Origin of the sequence: Psychrobacter sp. Pi2-52 (assembly GCF_904846705.1) — a bacterium.
GTDB lineage: Bacteria > Pseudomonadota > Gammaproteobacteria > Pseudomonadales > Moraxellaceae > Psychrobacter.
Window position 1 is genome coordinate 128,355 of record NZ_CAJHBS010000001.1, and the last position, 22,201, is coordinate 150,555.

The window sequence follows — 22,201 nt, forward strand, 5'->3', positions numbered from 1 at the left end:
GACCAGCTATTCTCCAATAGCTCAGTTGGTAGAGCAACGGACTGTTAATCCGTGTGTCCCTGGTTCGAGCCCAGGTTGGAGAGCCATATACTAAAAACCTTCATCATAATTTGATGGAGGTTTTTTTATTGCTGCGTCTTTTATATTTACTTCTAATAATATTAGCACGGCTGTGGTGTTCTTTTAGACATTTTTGTTGTATGGTAAGATTAGTTTTGATTGGGTTCGTTTTTGTTTGAGTGCTTCGCTCTTACTCACTAAAAGTAATGGTTTATTATGATACCTGTACGTATAAAAAATAAGTTTTCTGATCATCCGCAAAAAATCATGCGCCCGATTAGTATTCGTTTGTCTGAAGAAATGATTGGTCTATTAGAAACGACGTCATCAGACTTGGGCTTTAAGCGCATTCAAGGGCTTATTCGTCTTTATATTCGTCAGGGCTTGGATCGTGACCATCAGGATTATACGCTCGCCCATGATGAAGTATTCATCGAAACGCTACGTAAGCGCGGCGTTAGCCAGCATATTATTGATGAAGCGATTGTAGTGACGCATAATAACAACATCACTCATCCGCTATCTGAGTTACAAGACAACGATTAAACAATTAATAATATCGTTGCTAATTAATAGTAACGCTGCTAAATAGTATTAAAATAAAAAGACCGAGTTTGCTAACGCGAGCTTGGTCTTTTTTGTGGCTGTTGTAAAAGTTAAAGCATTACTGATCTCTCTCTAACTCTCTTCTTGTTATGCCCTTCCTCTATTTAATCCATAGTAAATATGTTTCTAGGTACTCCGATATATTTGCGACTGTAGTTAGCCATAATTAAACACAACAGATATTTAAACAAGGTATATTAAGCATATAGTCGCGACTATTTATAAGGTTTCAACATAATAAAGATCTGTAAGGAGGGGTACGATGACGGGCTTACATCAGCGTTTCAACAAAACTTTGTTTTCAACCATGACGGTAGCAATGCTAGTGATTGCGACTGGCTGCTCATCACCGCAGACTGATCCAAGTAAAACAACCATACCGACAGATTCTGACCAATGGCAAAAAAAGCTAGGACAAACTTTTGAGCAATTGTCTGAGGCCGATCAACAAGTACTCAGCCGATATATGCTGCGCATGAAATTGAGCGATGCCTATGAATCAGGAGCCATGCCGCGTACCACTATCAAGCAAGCGCTGATACAACAGCGTGAATATGAACGTCTGCATCCAAACAACCCAACGGGTAAGAAAAGCCCTATCGTTAAAGGTCAGGCAGCTAATGCTACTGCACAGATGTACCCTGTCGCCCTACTACCTGTGAAAACCAGTGATAGCGATAGCTTAAATCAGGTCAAAATGCAGTTTATGCTATCCAATCATGGCAAAAGCGCGATAAAAAGCTTTAAAGGGACGCTGACCATGAAGGATGCCAACTTGACAAAGGGCAAAAACTTTAATGTGCCTTTGACGACGTTTGACCCACCTATCGCACCAGAACAGTCTGGCAAGATCATTATTGAAAGCAGCATTGAAGATATCAATGTCATGCGCGCTATCAAAAATGCTAGTGGCATCACTATCGAGATTAATAAAGGTACGCTTACCTTAATAGATGATCAGACAATCGAATTTGAAAATTCGTTAGTGAAGTAGCTGTATAACCTACTATTGAGGATTTTATAGAAGGTACTAATTAGTACTTTTATCAATACCATAAAAAAAAGCCCCAATCAGTAATGATTGGGGCTTTTTCGAATTTGGCGGAGACGGAGAGATTCGAACTCTCGAAGGGCTATTAACCCTTGTCGGTTTTCAAGACCGGTGCATTCAACCGCTCTGCCACGTCTCCATTGGTGCATCATTATATAGATATCATTTTATAATGCAAGCCCCTAAACTAAAAAAATTCAATTAATTTTCGAATACTTGTAAATTGGTACATTACCGCTTGCTTGAGGCCAGATGTAAGCACATATCGAGCAACCTATTGGCATAACCCCATTCATTATCGTACCATGCAAAAACCTTATATTGACCACCCACTTGCATAAGTTGCTGACCATCAATGATAAGCGACTCAGTCTGATGGATAAAGTCACTAGATACCAATGGCTCATCGGTATAAGCCATGATGTCATGCAAATGCGCCTGACTGGCAGCTTTAAGTACCTCTCGTACTGTCTCTACATCGACATCTGGCGTATCAAATACAAAGGTGACATCAATCGCAGCCACATCGATAGTTGGCACCCGTATCGAGTGTCCATTTATCTTGCCGACCATGGCTGGTAGCACCCGCTCTGTCGCAGCGATACTACTGGATGTCGTTGGGATAATATTATAGCCAGAAGCGCGCGCCCGTCTTGGATCTCGATGTGCTTGATCCAATACCGTCTGATCAGCAGTGACTGCATGAATCTCGGTCATCATGGCGGACTGCACACCGAACGCCTTATCTAACGTATCAATCAACGGTACCAATGCCTGCGTGGTGCAAGAAACACTAGAAATAATCGGTAGCTCAAGCGTGAGCGCATCGGTATTCACGCCCATCACGATACAGGCATCCACATCATCAAATGGCGCGGCACCGATGATTACTTGCTGCGCGCCAGCATCGATATGTAGCGTCGCCTGCTCATACGAGCGAAAGTGCCCAGTACATTCTAAAACCACATCGACACCCAGCACCTGCCAAGGTAAATTTTTAGGATCAGGCTCTGATAGCATATTGATGCAGTAAGTCAGATTGTTTTTAGTCAGACAGAGCTCAGTCTTGCTTGTATCACCTGACTCACTCTCTACAATCTCAGCATTTACGCCTAATCGACTGAGACGGCCATGTGTGCTATCAAACTTGAGTAAATGCAGCAATATATCCGCTGGCGCTAAGTCATTAATTGCCACCACATGAATCGCACGGCCTAATACTTCAAAGCGCTCTAGCAAAGCACGAAGTACATTGCGCCCTATACGACCAAAGCCATTGATAGCGACTCTCAGTGGCTGTGTGTGCTCACCAGTAGTACGGAACGTCGCCGCTATCGGGTCAGAGGTCAATTGATAAGTAGCGCTCGAAAAATCAGGCATAACATCGGACATAAAGGGTATCGCTATAAATGGGGGTAAAAACTGAGCGTTATCACGTTGAGTGCGCTAATGATTGCTAAATACTAAGAAATAGCAAAAATAAAGCCTATAAAACTAATGGTAATAAAGTTATAGGCAATAAAATTATAGGCAGCAAAACTATGGGGTGATAAAAATCAATGCGAGGCGAATGGTATTGTAGTCAATGCTTTGCTTGAGATGATCATATATCGGACGCAGCTTGATGCTACCGTCATCATTGAAGTCATTTGGATTATTGGCGACTTTAATGGCGACATAGGCATTACCTACGGCTGTCATCACCTCATCATCTGGACGCAGATGATCGCAGGCAAGACTCGGATCTTGTGATTTTAGGTCAGCAATGTGACGCATGATGGTCGACTGTGACAACTGACGCGCTTGTGATATCTCTGCAATGGTCAAACTCTCTTCTAACAACACTCTGGTCGCAAGTAGAGTACTGTCTGATTTGTCAGAGACCTGATTGCCTAATTTCTGTTTTTTATCGATTTTCGCTTGCTGTTGTTCGCGGCGCTTCTTTTGTAGCGTGGCGTAAGCATCGATTACCGACTTGCTCAATGTCCCACCTGACTTCAGGACGAATTTTTCATGTGCCTGCTGCATGCTTTCTTCATCTAGCATCGCATAGTTGGCATCCGCTTCTTCAGACAGTACCAAAAACCGCTTGTCTGCGCCGCGTGCCAATGGATCAAGTTGCAGACTCATGTCATTCATACCGAGCAGCTGTAGCCCAGATAGCGACTTGAGGCGTGACAATGCCACATAGCCTTGTCCCAATTCAAAAGTACGCGACAAATCGATTTCAGCCGCATCGAGGGTCATGCCCTGCGATTTATGAATGGTAATCGCCCATGCCAGACAGAGCGGCACTTGTAAGTAACTTGCTAGCACATCACCCGTTTCATCTTCGATAATCCATTCTTCAGGCTCAGCGATGACCTCTCGTCCTGAATTAAGCCGCACGACAGGCATTTTTTGAGTCGTTGGTTTCTTCGACTTTGGTTTTTCTTTATCTTTCTTAGCAGCGGACTTTTTACCTTTTGTTGTTTTCTCACCAGCAGTATCCTCATCAACTTCATCGCTGCTATCGTCTTCGATTAACGCATCATTACTATCTTTATCGTCTATTTTGACAGCAGCAAAACCAATCAACTCGCCCATCGTCCCGTTAGAGACACCAAGCTCGGCATTGTTTTTGATAAACATTACCTTGGCGCCGACTTTGAGAATCAGCTCGTCTTGGGTACGCACGGTCTTTTTTAGTGTCTCAACTAGCTTACTATCGCCTGTCGCCGTCGCTTCAAAACGCATCATCTCGCCATCTAGAGACGCCAGTTCTTTGTCATTGATTTTATTAACGTTGAGATTGTGGGTATATAGACGCGTACGCTTGATATCGACGCTTTGGTCATAAGTCGCTTCTAAAGCAGCAATCGCCTCAAAGGTCACTTCCTGACGGCGGATTTGATTAAGAATGTCATCCAAATCGAGACCGCCATTGGCTGCATCGCTGACTTGACGATGCTGCTCAGACAAGTAGCAAATATGGAACTTGGCATCGAGCCACGCCTCAGACATAAACGCGAACTTTTCACGATTCGTCTCACCTTTACTGCCAATCGGCGGTAACTGAAAAAAATCTCCTGCGACGACGACCTGAATACCGCCAAACGCTTTGTCATTTTTGCGAATATGCTTGAGCACTTGGCTAACCAAATTGAGCTGCTTGGCATGTAGCATCGAAATCTCATCGATGACCAAAACTGCAGTATCTTTCAATCTGTCTGCTAAAAACTGCTTGCGTGATAAGGTGGACAAATCTCGATCAGTCAGCTCATCTTTGATACCGATACCTGACCAGCTATGAATCGTCGTGCCGTTCATATGCGTTGCGGCAATACCCGTACTGGCGGTCACCGCAACAGGGACACGGCGGGCGCGTAAATAATCGATGTATTGATTGAGAGTATAAGTCTTACCTGAACCTGCTGAGCCGGTCAAAAAGACGTTTTGACCTGTTTTTAGGATATCAAGAGCAGAAGATTGACGCATAGATCCAAACCAACCAATATTATGAAGAAGAAATAGTACAAAAAGAAAGCCGCCATGATTAATCCAGTAACCATAGCAAGCCAAAGTAGATGCTCACAATTATAACAGCTGCATACTGTTTGCGAACCATTTTAACCGACTCATATCACATAACTTAAAGTTATACGATACAAAATATATCATTATAAAAAGTCATTATCGTTCTGCTAAAAAGCTCAGTACGATAGGATGATAACTTGGTTAGGAAGACCAAGAATGTATTTTTAAATGGTCATACGTAAGTAACCATATTTTAAATAACCATAATACACAACAAGGAGTGGTTAATGTTATACGCTTATCCCAATACTGAAAACAGTCCCGTCCAATTCCGCGAAAAATACGATAACTTTATTAATGGTGAGTGGACCCCTCCTGTCGATGGCGAGTACTTTGACAACCCAAGCCCTATCGATGGTAAAACCATTTGCCAAGTCGCCCGTTCAAAAGAAGCAGATATCGAAAAAGCCCTAGATGCCGCGCATGCTGCTAAAGACGCTTGGGGCAAAACCAGCGTCGCTGAACGTGCCAATTTATTATTAAAAATCGCAGATAGCATGGAAGCTAACTTAGAAGCGATCGCTATTGCTGAATGCTACGAAAACGGCAAGCCTGTGCGCGAAACCTTAATGGCAGATATTCCACTAGCCATCGACCAATTCCGTTATTTCGCCAGTGCCATCCGCGCCCAAGAAGGCGGTATAAGCCAAATTGATGAAGACACTGTTGCTTATCATTTCCATGAGCCGCTTGGCGTTGTCGGGCAGATTATCCCATGGAACTTCCCTATTCTAATGGCAGTATGGAAAATCGCCCCTGCTCTAGCCGCTGGTAACTGTATCGTCATGAAACCTGCTGAGCAAACGCCTGCCTCTATACTATATATGTTAGAAGCAATCGGTATCGCTGACATTTTACCTAAGGGCGTGTTAAACATCGTCAATGGCTTTGGTGTCGAAGCTGGTAAACCACTTGCCTCAAACCCTCGTATCAACAAAGTAGCCTTCACTGGTGAGACCACAACGGGTCGTCTTATCATGCAGTACGCCAGCGAAAACATCATTCCAGTGACGCTAGAGCTTGGCGGAAAAAGCCCAAATATCTTCTTTGCTGATGTCATGGACGAAGACGATGACTTCTTGGACAAAGCGGTCGAAGGCCTAGTCATGTTTGCCTTAAACCAAGGTGAAGTCTGTACTTGCCCATCACGTGCGCTCGTACACGAAAGCATCTATGACGAATTTATCAAACGCTGTATCGCTCGTGTCGAAGCCATCAAAATGGGTAACCCACTAGATACTGAGACCATGATTGGCGCGCAAGCCAGCTCAGATCAGTTAGAGAAGATTTTATCTTATCTTGATATCGGTAAAAAAGAAGGCGCAAAAGTCCTAGTCGGTGGCGATCAAGCCAAACACGATGGCGACCTAGCAGACGGCTATTATGTTAAGCCAACTATCTTTGAAGGTACCAATGACATGCGCGTGTTCCAAGAAGAAATCTTTGGACCTGTGCTCGCTGTCACCACCTTTAAAGACGACGAAGAAGCCATGCAAATTGCCAACGATACCCTATATGGTCTAGGCGCTGGCGTTTGGACACGTAGTGTACATAAAGCCTATCGTTTCGGACGTGGTATCCAAGCGGGCCGCGTATGGACCAACTGCTATCACCTATATCCATCACACGCTGCATTCGGTGGCTATAAGCAATCAGGTATCGGCCGCGAAAACCATCTGATGATGCTCGATCATTATCAGCAAACCAAAAACATGCTGGTTTCGTACAGCCCTAAAAAAATGGGTTTCTTCTAATCTAACCTGTGAACGCATGACAGTACTTAGAAAACAAATGCAATCTGTCGCAAGATAGGTTGCATTTTCACTTTAAGAAGTCGTAAAAAGCCACGTTTTGAATAATAGCTTTTTAGAATAGTATGTTTTTCGACACTGATAGCATAGGAGTTGAGTATGAAAATTACAGCAACAGAGTCTTGTAAAGCGTTAATTGAGCTATTGAAATCCAAGCACGGTGAGCTGATGTTTCATCAATCAGGTGGCTGCTGCGATGGTAGCTCACCCATGTGCTATCCATTAGGAGAGTTCAAAGTGGGTGGTCAGGATGTGTTGGTTGGTGAGCTTGCTGGCTGTCCATTTTATATGGGTAAGGCACAGTACAATTTATGGCAGCATACCGATCTCACTATTGATGTCGTCAATGGTCGCGGTGCGAGCTTTTCGTTAGAAATCCCTGAAGGCAAACGCTTTATCGTACGCTCAGAAATCTGTGCGATATAAGGACGTTTGGTGCAAAACTAGGTAGCATTAATTTTAAATAATGTACCGAATATAACAGTCTTAGCTTGTCCTATTATATTGGCGCAAACAGATACCGCAGAGTCATTTTTATTTTATTATTTCAGCAAAATAATAGTTACTGTAAAGCGTACCCTATTTTAATTAGCATGGATGCTATAAGGAATATGAAATGGAATTTGACACAACATTTGACTATGTCATCGTCGGTGGTGGATCAGCAGGTTGCGTGCTTGCCAGCCGTCTCACTGAAAACCCAAATATCAGTGTCTGTTTATTAGAGTACGGCGGTGATGGCAAAGATCTAGCAGTACGTGTGCCTGCCGGACTGATTCTGATGGTTCCTGGCAAACCACTTAAATTGAATAACTGGTGCTTTCACACCACCCCGCAAGAGCACCTTAATAACCGTAAAGGTTTTCAGCCACGTGGACAATGTCTGGGCGGCTCATCAGCTATCAATGCCATGATCTATACGCGTGGTAGTAAGCTAGATTATGAGCGCTGGGTAGAGCAAGGCTGTACTGACTGGGGATTTGACGATGTACTGCCCTACTTTATCAAAGCTGAAAACAACGTTCGTGGTAGCGATGATCTACATGGTGATAGCGGGCCGCTGCATGTTAGCGACCTACTCAGTCCACGAGACATCTCCAAAGCATTCGTAGAAGCTGCGATTGCCAATGGCCTAGATCATAACACCGACTTTAATAGCGAAAAGCAAGACGGTACAGGATTGTATCAAGTCACTCATTTCCATGGCGAAAAACAAGGCCAACGCTGCTCTGCTGCGGCCGCCTATCTACATCCCGTACAACACCGCTCCAACCTAACTGTCATCACTCATGCGCAGGCTAACCGCGTCATTATCGAAGACAATCAAGCGACAGGCGTCGTCTACGAAAAAGACGGTGTCGAACATACTGTCACGGCGCGTCATGAAGTCCTACTATCAGGTGGCGCGTTTGGTTCACCCAAAGTTCTGATGCTCTCAGGTATCGGCCCTGCAGAGCATTTGCAGTCTCATGGTATTGATGTGGTGGTAGATGCACCTGAAGTCGGTGGTAATTTGCAGGATCATTTAGACGTCGTCTTTGATTATGAGGTCAATACTACTGACGTCATCGGTATTGGCATGGCATCGATTTCGACATTGACCAAAAGTATTCGGCAGTGGAGAAAGGACGGTACAGGGCTGCTGTCAACAAACTATGCAGAGGCAGGTGCTTTCTTTAGCGTCGGTGATGACCCAAAAGAGTGGCCAAATACTCAGCTGCACTTTGTCATCTCACGCGTGATCGAGCACGGTCGCGATCTCAGACGCGGATTTGCTGTCTCTTGTCACAGTTGCTACTTACGACCTGAAAGTCGAGGTACTGTCAGGTTGGACTCAGCCGACCCTTCTGATGCTGTCTTGATCGATCCAAACTATCTGTCGCATCCAAAAGACGTAGAGTATATGGTAGCTGGTGCCGAGCGTACTCGAGCCATCATGCAAGAGTCCGCACTCGCTAAATACATTACTGAAGACTACCCTGCCCCTTACCTCGAAAAAGACGGCATGCTCGGCTATATCAGAAATAAGTCAGATACCATCTATCACCCAGTAGGCACTTGCCGCATGGGCTCAGATGACAGTTCTGTGGTTGATTTGGAATTAAAGGTACGAGGTGTGAGCGGACTACGAGTTATCGACGCTTCAGTGATGCCAACGCTTATTAGCGCCAATACCAATGCGCCAACTATTATGATTGCCGAAAAAATAGCCGATCTCATTAAGGCGAATCATAGCCCTGTTTAATGCTGCGTTGGGCAAACAGATTATAGTTAATTACTTCAAAGAGACATAACTTTATTATTTCTAATTGTTTACACTTAGTAAAATTGTAACTGGTTAGCAATTTAAAAGTGTGTCTCTTTGCTACTTAGAGTGAATAAACATAAAGCCATAGAATTTAGTATTTAATATCTTATTGATGCTAAATACGGCAAAATTGTGCAATTTTTATCAAAATTAGTCTATTTATCGCTTGCATTATCACAGATTAAGAGAGTATATTCGAACGACTTATTTATATTTTTAGTTTCTATCTATATAATTTAAAGTTATAACAAGCTTTAATATGTTTTATTTTGTATATATAAAATACTGCATAGATAGATACTTTAGAGGTCACTAAACGCTTTCTCATCGTATTCATGATCGAGTACGAACATATGGATACATGAGTACCTACCTACCATTACATAGGATGTAATAATGCAAAAATCACTCTTCAAACTTACGATGTTGGCGACGTTTGTCTTAGGTATCAGCGCCTGTAGTGGAGACAACAAAACTACCGACGACTCTGCTGCTAGCTCAGACGCTAAAGCCGCCAAAACATTGCTCTATTGCTCAGAAGGTAGCCCTGCTGGATTCGATCCAGCGCAATATACTTCAGGTACGGATTTTGATGCGAGTGCCTTCCCTATTTATAATGGCTTGGTAGAATTCAAAAGAGCGGAAACTGAGATTCAACCAGGGTTAGCTGAGAGCTGGGATATTAGCGAAGACGGCAAGACTTATACCTTTAATCTACGCAAAGGGGTTAAATTCGGTACAACTGATTACTTTACTCCGACTCGCGATTTCAACGCGGATGACATTGTCTTTACGCTAGAACGTATCACTGACCCAGACTTTGAATTTAACAAAGCTTATCCTGCTGAATTCCCATATTCGGTCGGCATGGGACTACCTGATATCATCTCTAATATTGAAAAGGTTGACGACTATACGGTAAAGATTACCCTTAGCGAAACCAATGCACCGTTCCTACAGAACCTAGCAATGCCTTTTGCTTATATTGGTTCTGCTGAGTACGCAGATCAATTGCTAGCCTCTGGTAATGCTGCTGATATCAATACTAAGCCCGTCGGTACTGGACCTTTCGTCTTTACCTCGTACCAAAAAGATGCGCAAATTCGTTATACCAAAAACCCAGATTATTGGAACAAAGACGACATTTATATCGACAACCTAGTGTTTGTTATTACTAAAGACTCAGCAGTTCGTGCTCAGAAAGTGCAAGCTGGCGAATGTCATGTGTCCGCTTATCCAAAACCTGCCGAAATCGAATCTGTCAAAAAATCAGGTAAAGCCACCGTTCTGGATCAGCCTGGCTTCAACGTCGGCTATGTCGGTTACAACGTAGAAAAACCTCAACTGAGCGATCTTAAAGTGCGTCAAGCATTAGATATGGCGATCAACAAAGACGCTATTATTAACGCGGTTTATCAGAGCGAAGGCCTCAAAGCAACCAACCCAATGCCGCCAACGCAGTGGGGCTATGACGAGTCACTTAAAGATGCGCCTTACGATGTTGAAAAAGCAAAAGCACTGATCAAAGAAGCTGGCGCGGATAACCTTTCTATCAATCTATGGTATATGCCAGTTCAGCGTCCATACAACCCAAATGCCAAGCTAATGGCTGAAATGCTGCAAGCAGATTGGGCGAAGATTGGCGTCGATACCAAGCTTGTGACTTATGAGTGGGGCGAGTACCTCAAGCGCGCTGCTAAAGGCGAGCCTGATGTCATTCTAGCAGGTTGGACTGGCGATAATGGTGATCCAGACAACTGGCTTGGTTCGTTATTGTCTTGTGACGCGGTCGGTGGTAACAATTACTCGCGCTGGTGTAATAAAGACTTCGATAGTTTAGTGACCAATGCCCGTCAGATTAACAATCAAGATGAGCGTGTCAGCGAATATGAGCAAGCTCAGCAGATATTCAAAGAACAGCTTCCTTGGACAACAATGGCACACTCGGTAGTGACCGTATTCACCGCACCAAACGTGGTCGATTATAAAATCAGCCCACTTGGCTCAATACGCTTCGATGGTGTAAAAGTTGAATAACCTTGACTGATTAATTCCGTTACGATATTCGCGATTTATTCATTTTATTCATTCATATAAGTGCGGCTGGGTCAGATACTCTGCTCCAGCCGCACTTATATGAATGATATGAACAATATGAATTAAGCGCTTTGTCACGGATCTCTTGATCATCGCTAATACTCTAATCATTGAACCACAACTATTGAGCAGCCCATGCTACTTTATATTCTGCGTCGTATTGCCATTTTAATACCCGTCTATCTTGGCTTAACGCTATCCACTTTTACTCTGATTCGTCTCGTACCTGGAGATGCGGTTGAAATTATGATGGGTGAGCGTATGGTCGATCCAGAGCTACATGCTCGTGCCCTAGAAAGGCTAGGATTAGACAAACCGCTCGTTGCCCAGTATTGGGATTATTTGACTGGTATCTTAACAGGTGATTTTGGTCAGTCCTTTCGTACTCGTACGCCCGTATTACAAGACTTTTTTGCCCACTTTGTTCCGACTTTAGAGTTGGCATTATGCGCTATTGTCATCGCTAGTGTCATTGGTGTTAGCTTAGGCATCTTTGCTGCCTTGCGCCGTGGTACATGGATTGATTACACCCTCATGTCAGGCGCGTTGGCAGGCTACTCTATGCCTATCTATTTATTAGGTCCCATCCTGACTGGTATCTTCGCTCATTATTTAGGTCTACTGCCCGTCGCTGGGGTGATATCTGTCGCACAGTTTTTAGATGTGCAACCACTGTATGGGTCATGGTTACTCGGCTCACTAAGCTCAGGAGAGCCTGGCGCGTTTTGGAACGTGGTCAAACACTTTATATTGCCCTCTATAGCCTTATCGACCATTCCGTTAGCGATGATTGCACGGATGACACGCTCTGCGATGCTAGAGGTGTTAGATGAGGATTATGTGCGTACAGCACGAGCCAAAGGCTTATCTCCACGCCGAGTAATACTGGTTCATGTCATGCGTAACGCCTTGATTACTGTGGTTACCGTCGTTGGCCTACAGATGGCGACATTACTCGCAGGTGCCATTATTACCGAGACTATCTTTAGTTGGCCAGGCGTTGGTAATTGGCTACTCGATGGGTTTTTCACTCGTGACTACCCTATTGTACAAAATGGTATTTTATTGGTCGCCACCGCTCTGATTTTGGTTAGTTTATTTATTGATATTTTGTATGGTCTGATCAATCCACGTATTCGCCATACTTCTTAATTTAACATTAATAAATACTCACATTATAAATAGTGATGATTAGCGCTCAAGTGAAGTTTTAGCAATGCTTAGTACTTTTTTATGAATAAGATTCTAAAAAATGTCACTGCGCTAGCCACTATAGGAAATGCTCATGAAGCCTTCTGTTCTCCCCTCTGATGTCAATCTGATGGCAGCCACACCGCCGTCATCTTGGCAGCTATTTTTATCGACGTTCTGCCGAAACAAAGGCGCCGTGATTGGTTTTATCGTACTGGCATTGATGGTTCTAGTTGCCATACTTGCGCCTGCTATTGCCCCTCACGATCCTTATGAGCTGTTCACCGGTCAAGAGCAATTGCCACCTGCCTTTTTAGATGGCGGCAATGCGATGTTTTGGCTAGGCACTGATGATGCAGGCCGAGATACATTGTCTCGAGTGATGTATGGCGCGCGTTATTCGTTGTTTATCGGTCTAAGCGCGACAACTCTAGCGATGTTGGTTGGTATTTCTTTAGGTCTGAGTGCAGCATTTTGGCCAAAGGTCTGGGGCAAAGCGGTCATGTTGGTCAATGATATCCTGATGTCATATCCGAGCTTGCTATTGGCGATTATCATTGCCGCTATCTTAGGGCCATCTATGACCAATACGATTATTACGATCGCACTGGTCTGTACACCGCCTTTTATTCGTCTGACTCGTGCCACAGCAATGGTAGAGCTACAACGTGAGTATTTTATTGCCTCACAAGTGATGGGCGCTGGCGTGCTCAGATTGTTGTTTATCACCATTTTGCCCAACTGTATGGCACCGCTTATCGTACAGGCAACGATGATTTTTTCTTCTGCTATTTTAGAAGCAGGTGCGATTGGTTTCTTAGGCTTTGGCGTACAGCCACCTGATGCCGAATGGGGCGCGATGCTAGGTACGGCACGTCAATATATTCAAAGTAATGTTTGGCTAGCAATCTGGCCGGGTGTCGCTATTTTCTTGGCTGCACTATCGATTAACCTGACTGGTGATGGCCTGCGTGACGCGCTCGATCCCAAATTAAAGCAGGTGACCTAAGATGACTGAACCATTAATTAATACGCCTATCACTCACACGTCTATGAATGGCGCATCGACAAAAGACTCACCGTTGCTGTTAGATATTGAAAATCTATCTGTCACCTTCGGACAAGGAGTGCGTGCCTTTCGCGCAGTCGATGATGTGTCTTTAAAGATTACCCAAGGTGAGGTCATCGCTGTCGTGGGTGAATCTGGCTCAGGTAAATCGGTCACGATGATGGCGCTGATGGGTCTATTACCTCCCTCTGCGACCGTTCGCGCACAGCGAGTGGTCTTTGACAATAAAGACATGCTCAGTATGTCAGCCAAAGAGAGACGCGGCATCATTGGTAAAGACATCTCTATGATTTTTCAGAATGCGATGTCTTGCCTAAATCCAAGCTTTACTGTTGAAATGCAGCTAGGTGAAGTGCTACGCAAGCACCTTGGTTTACGAGGCGCAGCCGTACAAACACGTATCTTAGAGCTGCTAGAACTGGTCGAGATGCCCGATGCCAAAAATCGACTCAAAGTCTATCCGCATCAACTATCAGGTGGTATGAGCCAGCGCGTTATGATTGCAATGGCGCTTGCTTGCGAACCAAAACTGCTCATCGCAGATGAACCGACTACGGCTCTGGATGTCACCGTACAGGCGCAAATCATGGATTTGCTCAGCCGATTGCAACGCGAAAAACAAATGGCCATGGTATTAATTACCCACGATTTGGGACTGGTCGCACAGAACTCACGTGATGTCGCGGTCATGTATGCGGGACAAGTGGTGGAAACCAGTACCGTGCCAGAGATTTTTCAAAATCCTGCACATCCTTATACCGAGGCATTGCTACAAGCCATCCCTGAACTGGCTATCGGTCAAGACCGTCTAAACAGCTTGCCCGGTGTCGTACCCAGTCAATACGATCGACCAGCTGGCTGCTTACTGTCTCCTCGTTGCCCGTATAAAGAACCTGCTTGCGAAGTACCGCCACCTATATTAGATACACCTACTGGCAAGGTACGTTGTATTGATTCTAATATTACCTCTCGCCCCTCTCACGCTGCTACTTTGGAGTCCCAAGTATGAGTAATAAAGTGGTCCTAAAAGCAGACAATCTACACAAGCACTACCCAGTATCACAAGGTCTGGGCAAAGCAAAGGCCTACGTAAAAGCGCTCAATGGTGTCTCTTTCGAGCTTGAAGCTGGCAAGACATTGGCCGTCGTTGGTGAGTCGGGCTGCGGCAAATCCACCCTTGCCCGCCAGTTGACACTGATCGAAGCACCTACACATGGTGAGCTATTTATCAACGATGAAGGCACCACTGGCTATAGCAGAAAGGCACTAAAAGAGCTGCGTACTGAAATTCAAATGGTCTTTCAAAATCCTTATGGTAGCTTGAACCCGCGTCATACCATTGGCTATCAATTGACAGAACCATTGGATATCCATACCAAACTGTCCAAAGAAGAAAAGCGCGACAAAATCAACGAGATGATGAGACATGTCGGTCTACGTCCAGAACACGCTGGTCGTTATCCGCATATGTTTTCGGGTGGACAGCGCCAACGTATTGCCCTCGCCCGCGCGATGATGCTCAATCCTAAAATTGTCGTCGCTGATGAGCCGACCTCCGCCCTCGATGTATCGATTCAGGCGCAAGTCTTAAATCTATTTATGGATTTGCAGGATGAGTATCGCACCGCTTACGTCTTTATCTCGCACAATTTGTCCGTCGTGCGCCACGTCGCTGATGATGTGATGGTGATGTATTTAGGTCAAGCGGTCGAGCACGGCCCCAAAGAAGCGATTTATAATGCGCCAAAGCATCCCTATACCATCGCGTTATTGGCTGCGGCACCAACGGTAAACGGTCATAAAAATGATTTGACCCTACAAGGTGAGCTACCAAGTCCGCTTAATCCACCAAGTGGCTGTGCGCTACATAAACGCTGCCCCTATGCCAAGCAGCAATGCAGCGAGGTAGAGCCACAACTGCGCGAATGGGACGGTCGATTGGTTGCTTGTTTACGTTTAGAAGAGATATATGGTTAAGGTGAATAAGATTAAGGTAACTAACGATTAATCAATATTCACCACACCCCAACATTTAGGAAACTGGCTACAACCAAAAAAGGTCTGACCTTGATTCAGGCCTTTTTTTGCCACACGCTTTATCATCTCACCGTTACACCTTGGGCAGGTTGGTGTTTGAATTAAATCAGCTGTATGGTCTATCACCTCAACTGTCGCAGAGGAACTCGCTGCTAGTTCAGGATCCATAACTTCAAACGGCGTAAGAAAAACCTTATCAGCAATATCGTGCGATGTAATTGTATGCTGAGTGACTGCCTGCTGAGTGTCCATACTATCAATTGGTAACTCGGTAGATTCAACTTCAGTCTGACCAGACCATCGATGCACTTCTCTACTTTTTAGAATAGCTCGTTTAGCGGTCTCTTTTACTATCGGCTCGGATATAGGCTTATTAGCCACTTTAGCAATTGGTTTATCATTAGCGTTACCGCTAGGCTGCTTATTCGTATTTTGGCTTGGATTGCTATGCTTGTCTTTTAGATAGGCTTTATGCTCTCTATTGGTACGCCAAGACTTACTAAATCTATTGCTATTAATCTGCTCAACGATAGATGCAACCTCATCTTCAGTGAGTATCTTATCTTGCTTTTTCTTTACATACGAGACCATCCCACTCGTCAATACGTGCTCGGGCAACTCATCACGAGTTTTCAGCTCACACTCACCGATGAAAGCAATCATCGAATGGAAGTAGCTCAGCTCTAAGCCTAATAAATCTACGAGCGTCTTAATGTGCAAGTAGTTTTGGCGCAATGGATTTTGGAATTTGAATTTACTTCCATTTTGGAAAACTTGTGTCCACTGTCTTTGGTTCTCGCTACCATATATCCAGCCTTTATAGTTTTTGGTCTCAATCACAAAGATGCCATATACAGAGACGATAATATGATCGATTTGTGTACTGCCGCCATTATCTCGCGGTAAGGTAATACCGTTTAATCGGTGGTAAATATCTTTTTCAAGCTTTAGCCACATGGCAACGTTGATGACGGTTTCACCTAGGAAACCTTTGAAGGAGGATTTTAGGGACATTGTTTCTTACTCTATCGATAGAATTTACTTAATTAGCACTCACATCAAATATTCATTTAATATAACCAGTAAACTAACCTTTTAGCGACTCACTCCATTGTCTGATATAGTCCATTTGCTTATTTATTGTGGTTAATTTACTTTCATCATCACAACGATCAAAGGTTCGAGCCCTATTGGTTGCTCGCTTCCCCATTTCAAGAATATAGCCAACTTTTCCTTGTGACATTTGCTGACCCATACTTGAGCAGACAAAATCTAATCGACATCCGTTGATATACATGACAATGTTTTTAGGCTCCAATAGCGCTCTATAGAAATCGCTGTCTTGATAGTCATACGTATCAGATTGACTAAAAACAAGAGTTAATCTAACACCTTCAGAAGAAGAAATATTACTCTCAAACATCAATTCGGCGTTTTCTTTAACCTTATTGTTATAGATAGCTACTTTTTTATGCACAAAATCCATTCTTATGTCCAGCCTTTATAATTCTTGGTATCAAATGTATGACTAATACTATATTTATGACTTGATACCTAAAGCATCGTTCCACGCCTGCAGTGCAAAAAACTGATTAATTGCTTCAAAGTTCGATCTGATATTTTCATCAGTAACTTTTTCAAACCCATTGACTTGAATCAATGTTACACGTGTCCCAGCACGCTCATGGGTTTTCGAACCCTCTATCAAAGCTGAGCCGATCCTATAAAAATCGTTATTTTTTAACACATAAAATCTACCATGAGTCATGATACTTCCATAGTGAGCTAATACAGCAAATCCATCATCAATTCTAGCAATTATTAATTTCAATCTTTCTTCTGAACTTTGTTCAAACTGTTCAGTAAAACGCTTAGCATCTCGCTCGTGGTAATGTGTTAGCATTTTTTCTATAAAGAGATTTTTTTCACTTTCTGTTAGCACATCAGATTTTATTTTCATGTTAGGTTCCATTGTATCGGTTGAGTTTATTAATAGCACGGGGAAACACAGTGTGAAACATATAATTAAAATTCACCCTATTAATATCTCAAATTACCTTATATTTATACCCTATTAGCAAAAACTTCTGTCTTAAAAGATATTTTGACCGTGAGAAAAAAGCAACAAAACACTGTCCCTAGCATAAAAAAAAGCCACCAGATTTCTCTAGCAGCTCTTTTTCTAAACGCTAACTAAGTCAGGCCAATCACACCAAACTATTTACCGCTTCAACCACAGCATCAGTCGTGATACCAAACTCTTTATACAAGTCGCTAGCTGGAGCAGATTCGCCATAAGTGGTCATACCGATGACTTTGCCATCTAGACCAACGAACTTATACCAGTAGTCCACATGCGCGGCTTCTACTGCGACGCGAGCACGGATATTGGCGGGCAATACCGCTTCGCGATAGCTCGCCTCTTGCTCAACGAAGACTTCAGCACATGGCATAGACACCACACGGACGCCAATACCATTTGCGCTCAACGCCTCATACGCTTCCATCGCTAGGCCAACTTCTGAACCGGTGGCGATAATGATGGCTTGTAGCTCGCCTTGTTCTTTTGCCAGTACATAACCACCTTTGGTGATGTTCGCGACTTGCTCGCTGTCACGTGCTTGATGTGGCAAGCTTTGACGGCTAAAGATCAATGCTGATGGATTGCTTTCTGATTTGATTGCTTCTACCCAAGCACTAGCAGATTCAGTCGCATCACAAGGACGCCATGTACGTAGGTTTGGCGTGGTACGTAGGCTCGTCAATTGCTCAACTGGCTGATGCGTTGGGCCGTCTTCACCCAGACCGATAGAGTCATGCGTATAGACGTGGATGACGCGCTGCTTCATCAGTGCGCCCATGCGTACCGCATTACGTGCGTATTCCATAAACATCAGGAACGTCGCTACGTAAGGGATAAAGCCGCCATGTAGTGCGATACCATTGGCAATCGCGGTCATACCGAACTCACGTACGCCATAATAGATGTAGTTGCCATCAGCGTCTTTCTCGATGCCTTTAGCACCTTTAAATAGCGTGAGGTTCGAGCCAGCAAGATCCGCTGAACCGCCTAGCAATTCTGGCAATAATGGCTGCAAGCTATTAATAGCGTTTTGGCTGGCTTTACGGCTAGCAACATCACCACCCGCTTCTTGAGTTTGCTGAACATAGGCTTGCGCTTGGCTAGCAAAGTCAGCAGGCAATTCGCCATTTAGGCGGCGTGAGAGTTCTGCTGCAAGCTCTGGATAAGCTTTTTTATACGTTTCAAAGTCTGCGTCCCAGTTCTTTTGCTGGACGTCGCCTTTGGCTTTAGCATCCCACGCTTCATAGATTTCGTCAGCTAATTCAAATGGGGCATGCTTCCAAGACAATGCATCACGAGTCAAGGCAATTTCATCATCACCAAGTGGAGCACCATGACTGGCCGCTAAACCTTGTTTATTTGGGCTACCAGCACCGATCGTGGTTTTACAGATGATTAGACTTGGCTTGCCAGTCTCTGCAATCGCTTGCTCAGTCGCTTGGGTGATGGCATCAGTATCATGACCGTCGACTTTGATAACTTGCCAGCCGTAAGACTCAAAGCGTGCTTCGGTATCATCGGTGAACCACCCTTCAACATTACCATCGATTGAGATACCGTTGTCATCATAGAAGAAGACCAGCTTGCCAAGACCTAACGTGCCAGCGAGCGAGCACACTTCATGACTGATACCTTCCATCAAGCAGCCATCGCCCAAGAATGCGTAGGTATGATGATCGACGACATTATGACCGTCGCGGTTGAACTGTGCGGCTAAAGTTTTTTCTGCGATTGCAAAACCAACCGCATTGGCAATACCTTGTCCTAGTGGACCAGTCGTCGTCTCTACACCAGGCGTGTAACCAAGTTCAGGATGACCTGGGGTTTTTGAATGCAACTGGCGGAAACCTTTTAGGTCATCAACGCTCACGTCATAACCTGATAAATGTAGCAATGAATAGATAAGCATCGAGCCATGACCGTTTGATAGTACAAAGCGATCACGGTTGTGCCAATTAGGATCAGCTGGATTGTGCTTCAAAAATTTGCGCCACAAAACTTCGGCAATATCAGCCATACCCATTGGCGCACCCGGATGTCCAGAGTTGGCTTTTTGAACCGCGTCAAACGACAGTACACGGATGGCATTGGCTAGTTTACGTTCGTTAATTGGGGTGGGCATAGCGTGTCCTAATATTAAAGGAAAGTTTATTTGAATGAAAAAGGTTATTGAACTGAATTTGCTTAGATATCTAAATAGGTGGCTCATTATAAACTAAGTAGCAACAATTTTCCCTGTTACTCCTAGTCCACGACTTGATCGGGTCACATAATAAAAAATCAATTGGTCGTTAACGACCTCAATATGATGCTTCTCAAACTCTCGATAGCAGACATGTTGAAGCCATTGCTTCTCTAAATAATCTGCCACTTGCTGATAGCTTACGTTATTTGCAAATTTGCAGCGTAACGTAAGCATGCAATTCGTATCATCATGGCGTTCTTGATCAAGAAAATCGCAGCCAACATTATTTTCCATACAACAGAAAGATACATTGGCATCTATTTCAAAGCCTAACAAATCGTCGCCTGTACTTTGACCATAGATGAGAAATTGTGAGTAATTTAGTTCATCAACTATAGACAAAGCATTCATGATGTCATTACTCTCAGATTTCAATGCGCTCAGCACCGCCCATAAACGGACGCAATACTTCTGGAATCGTAATGCTGCCATCCGCATTTTGATGATTTTCCATTACGGCGAGTAGCGTACGACCAACTGCTAGACCTGAACCATTTAAAGTATGAGCTAAGCTGGTTTGCTTGCCATCTTTGACACGCGTACCCATACGGCGCGCTTGGAAATCACCACAGTTAGAGCAGCTAGAGATTTCGCGGTACGTGTCTTGGCTTGGTAGCCATACTTCAATGTCATAGGTCTTTTGTGCGGCAAAACCCATATCGCCCGTACATAGTTGTACCGTACGGTATGGCAACTCAAGCTGCTGCAAGATATATTCGGCCTGCCCTGTCATCGCTTCTAGCAAATCATCAGACTGATCGCTAGTACCGACATTGACCATTTCAACTTTTTCAAACTGATGCTGACGAATCAAGCCGCGAGTATCACGCCCGTGCGAACCGGCTTCACTACGGAAACATGGCGTATGCGCGGTGAACTTTAAAGGCAGTTCTTTGATATCCAAACGCTCGCCGCGCACCAAGTTGGTCATCGGCACTTCAGCCGTTGGAATAAGATAAAAATCCATCTCATCATTATTGGTGTGATTGCTTAGCTTAAACAAATCATCTTCAAACTTAGGGAGCTGACCCGTTCCTTTTAGGCTGTCGCTATTGACGATATAAGGCACATAGGTCTCAAGATAGCCATATTTCATCGTATGGGTGTTGAGCATGAATTGGATCAGTGCGCGGTGTAGCTGCGCCAATTGACCTTTTAGCACGTTAAAACGGCTACCTGTCAACTTTGTTGCTGCTTCAAAATCCAGCATACCAAGCGTCTCACCGATATGAGTATGATCTTGAATTTCAAAATCAAACGTACGCGGCGTGCCCCATTTACGCACTTCTACGTTATCGTCTTCTGACGTACCCACTGGTACATCTGCCGCTGGAATATTTGGAATCTGTAGCGCCGCTTGAGTGAGTCGCTCTTGTAAGGTGCGTAGCTCGTCTTCAGCAGCTTTGATCTCACCGCTAACGCTTTGCATCTCAGCCAATAGCTCACTGGCATCTTCGCCGGATTTTTTTAGGGCACCGACTTGCTTAGCGCCAGCGTTACGGCGCGATTGCAACTCTTCTGTTTTGACTTGTAGAGACTTGCGCTCGGATTCAATCGACTGCCAAAACTCCATATCAAGCGCGTAGCCACGAGTGGCCAGCTGTTGCTGTAAATCGCTTAAATCGCCGCGTAAGAGTTTTGGATCAATCATAATAGTTGCCTGTAACACTAAGAGTGAATAAGAAGTTTAAACATTATTAGTATAATTATTGGTCAGCTTATACTTATTGCAAAGCTTGATAACGCAATAACTACCTTGCCATGCTGCCATATTTTTTATCAAACTATATGGGTGCCGCTATCATACCAAGACCCAGCAGATTTGACCATGCTTTGAGCTTTTTTGAGCGCTTTTAGCGTGATTTTGGGCTACTACTTTCATTATCCATAGCCAGTTATACTTACCCGAAATACATATCCTAAAGTTCAACTTACTTTAATAAGGCTCATCTACCTTTATTAAAGCCATTAATATCGCCGCTATCAGTGAACAGAACCGCTTATATGTTTCATTTAGGAGTACTTTTCGGTAAGATAAGCGCATACCTTTATTTACCTACAGCCAAG

At 44.1% G+C, this 22,201-nt stretch carries 18 protein-coding genes and 2 tRNA genes; 11 read left to right on the forward strand and 9 right to left on the reverse strand.

The features are described 5' to 3' along the window. Positions 1 to 10: 10 nt before the first annotated feature. The 3 genes from JMY00_RS00530 (at position 11) to JMY00_RS00540 (ending at position 1,660) form a co-directional block, all read left to right on the forward strand. Positions 11 to 86 (forward strand) — tRNA-Asn (locus JMY00_RS00530). 190 nt (positions 87 to 276) lie between these two features. Further along, positions 277 to 606 (forward strand): hypothetical protein, encoded by a 330-nt coding sequence (locus tag JMY00_RS00535; RefSeq protein WP_057761113.1) that lies wholly within the window; start codon positions 277 to 279, stop codon positions 604 to 606. A 322-nt stretch (positions 607 to 928) separates the two neighbouring features. After that, on the forward strand, positions 929 to 1,660 hold the full coding sequence (locus JMY00_RS00540) for a hypothetical protein (protein WP_201578702.1): 732 nt from the start codon (positions 929 to 931) through the stop codon (positions 1,658 to 1,660). A 105-nt stretch (positions 1,661 to 1,765) separates the two neighbouring features. Here JMY00_RS00540 and JMY00_RS00545 read toward each other — a convergent pair. The 3 genes from JMY00_RS00545 to JMY00_RS00555 all read right to left on the reverse strand — a co-directional run bounded on the left by JMY00_RS00545 (position 1,766) and on the right by JMY00_RS00555 (position 5,194). After that, positions 1,766 to 1,856: transfer RNA gene (locus JMY00_RS00545), tRNA-Ser, on the reverse strand. A gap of 92 nt (positions 1,857 to 1,948) precedes the next feature. After that, on the reverse strand, positions 1,949 to 3,097 hold the full coding sequence (locus JMY00_RS00550; RefSeq protein WP_240990612.1) for a glyceraldehyde-3-phosphate dehydrogenase: 1,149 nt from the start codon (positions 3,095 to 3,097) through the stop codon (positions 1,949 to 1,951). Between the two features lie 159 nt (positions 3,098 to 3,256). Next, positions 3,257 to 5,194, reverse strand: a complete 1,938-nt coding sequence (locus JMY00_RS00555) for an AAA family ATPase (protein ID WP_201578703.1) — start codon at positions 5,192 to 5,194, stop codon at positions 3,257 to 3,259. A 326-nt stretch (positions 5,195 to 5,520) separates the two neighbouring features. Between JMY00_RS00555 and JMY00_RS00560 the strand changes: the two genes are divergently transcribed. The 8 genes from JMY00_RS00560 (at position 5,521) to JMY00_RS00595 (ending at position 15,746) form a co-directional block, all read left to right on the forward strand. Then, the gene (locus JMY00_RS00560; RefSeq protein ID WP_114700459.1) at positions 5,521 to 7,047 is read left to right on the forward strand and encodes an aldehyde dehydrogenase family protein; all 1,527 of its coding nucleotides are present in this window, start codon (positions 5,521 to 5,523) and stop codon (positions 7,045 to 7,047) included. 156 nt (positions 7,048 to 7,203) lie between these two features. Continuing rightward, positions 7,204 to 7,530 carry a DUF779 domain-containing protein gene (locus JMY00_RS00565; RefSeq protein WP_201578704.1) on the forward strand — a complete coding sequence of 109 codons (327 nt, stop codon included), beginning with the start codon at positions 7,204 to 7,206 and terminating at the stop codon, positions 7,528 to 7,530. 190 nt (positions 7,531 to 7,720) lie between these two features. Beyond that, complete coding sequence (locus JMY00_RS00570) at positions 7,721 to 9,349, forward strand: GMC family oxidoreductase N-terminal domain-containing protein (protein WP_201578705.1); 1,629 nt, start codon at positions 7,721 to 7,723, stop codon at positions 9,347 to 9,349. A gap of 459 nt (positions 9,350 to 9,808) precedes the next feature. After that, positions 9,809 to 11,449, forward strand: coding sequence for an ABC transporter substrate-binding protein (locus JMY00_RS00575; RefSeq protein WP_201578706.1), 1,641 nt, complete (start codon positions 9,809 to 9,811; stop codon positions 11,447 to 11,449). Between the two features lie 195 nt (positions 11,450 to 11,644). Then, a complete protein-coding gene (locus JMY00_RS00580) occupies positions 11,645 to 12,661 on the forward strand; it encodes an ABC transporter permease subunit (protein WP_057761126.1) in 1,017 nt (338 codons plus the stop codon). A gap of 133 nt (positions 12,662 to 12,794) precedes the next feature. Beyond that, positions 12,795 to 13,709, forward strand: a complete 915-nt coding sequence (locus JMY00_RS00585) for an ABC transporter permease subunit (RefSeq protein WP_057761128.1) — start codon at positions 12,795 to 12,797, stop codon at positions 13,707 to 13,709. Position 13,710: 1 nt separating this feature from the next. Next, on the forward strand, positions 13,711 to 14,778 hold the full coding sequence (locus JMY00_RS00590) for an ABC transporter ATP-binding protein (RefSeq protein ID WP_201578707.1): 1,068 nt from the start codon (positions 13,711 to 13,713) through the stop codon (positions 14,776 to 14,778). Continuing rightward, entirely contained in the window at positions 14,775 to 15,746 is a 972-nt protein-coding gene (locus JMY00_RS00595) for a peptide ABC transporter ATP-binding protein (protein WP_102093680.1), read from the forward strand. Before JMY00_RS00590 ends, JMY00_RS00595 begins: the two co-directional genes overlap by 4 nt. Positions 15,747 to 15,773: 27 nt before the next feature. On the opposite strand, the gene JMY00_RS00600 is transcribed toward JMY00_RS00595, so the two are convergent. From JMY00_RS00600 to serS, 6 genes are all read right to left on the reverse strand, one after another. Continuing rightward, entirely contained in the window at positions 15,774 to 16,820 is a 1,047-nt protein-coding gene (locus tag JMY00_RS00600) for an NERD domain-containing protein (RefSeq protein ID WP_201578708.1), read from the reverse strand. 73 nt (positions 16,821 to 16,893) lie between these two features. Further along, complete coding sequence (locus JMY00_RS00605) at positions 16,894 to 17,292, reverse strand: hypothetical protein (protein ID WP_201578709.1); 399 nt, start codon at positions 17,290 to 17,292, stop codon at positions 16,894 to 16,896. Between the two features lie 54 nt (positions 17,293 to 17,346). After that, a complete protein-coding gene (locus JMY00_RS00610; protein ID WP_201578710.1) occupies positions 17,347 to 17,766 on the reverse strand; it encodes a hypothetical protein in 420 nt (139 codons plus the stop codon). A gap of 247 nt (positions 17,767 to 18,013) precedes the next feature. After that, entirely contained in the window at positions 18,014 to 20,011 is a 1,998-nt protein-coding gene (gene tkt, locus JMY00_RS00615) for a transketolase (RefSeq protein ID WP_201578711.1), read from the reverse strand. Between the two features lie 93 nt (positions 20,012 to 20,104). Next, entirely contained in the window at positions 20,105 to 20,485 is a 381-nt protein-coding gene (locus tag JMY00_RS00620; RefSeq protein ID WP_201578712.1) for a hypothetical protein, read from the reverse strand. Between the two features lie 13 nt (positions 20,486 to 20,498). Beyond that, positions 20,499 to 21,785 carry a serine--tRNA ligase gene (serS, locus tag JMY00_RS00625; RefSeq protein WP_201578713.1) on the reverse strand — a complete coding sequence of 429 codons (1,287 nt, stop codon included), beginning with the start codon at positions 21,783 to 21,785 and terminating at the stop codon, positions 20,499 to 20,501. Between the last annotated feature and the right edge of the window lie 416 nt (positions 21,786 to 22,201).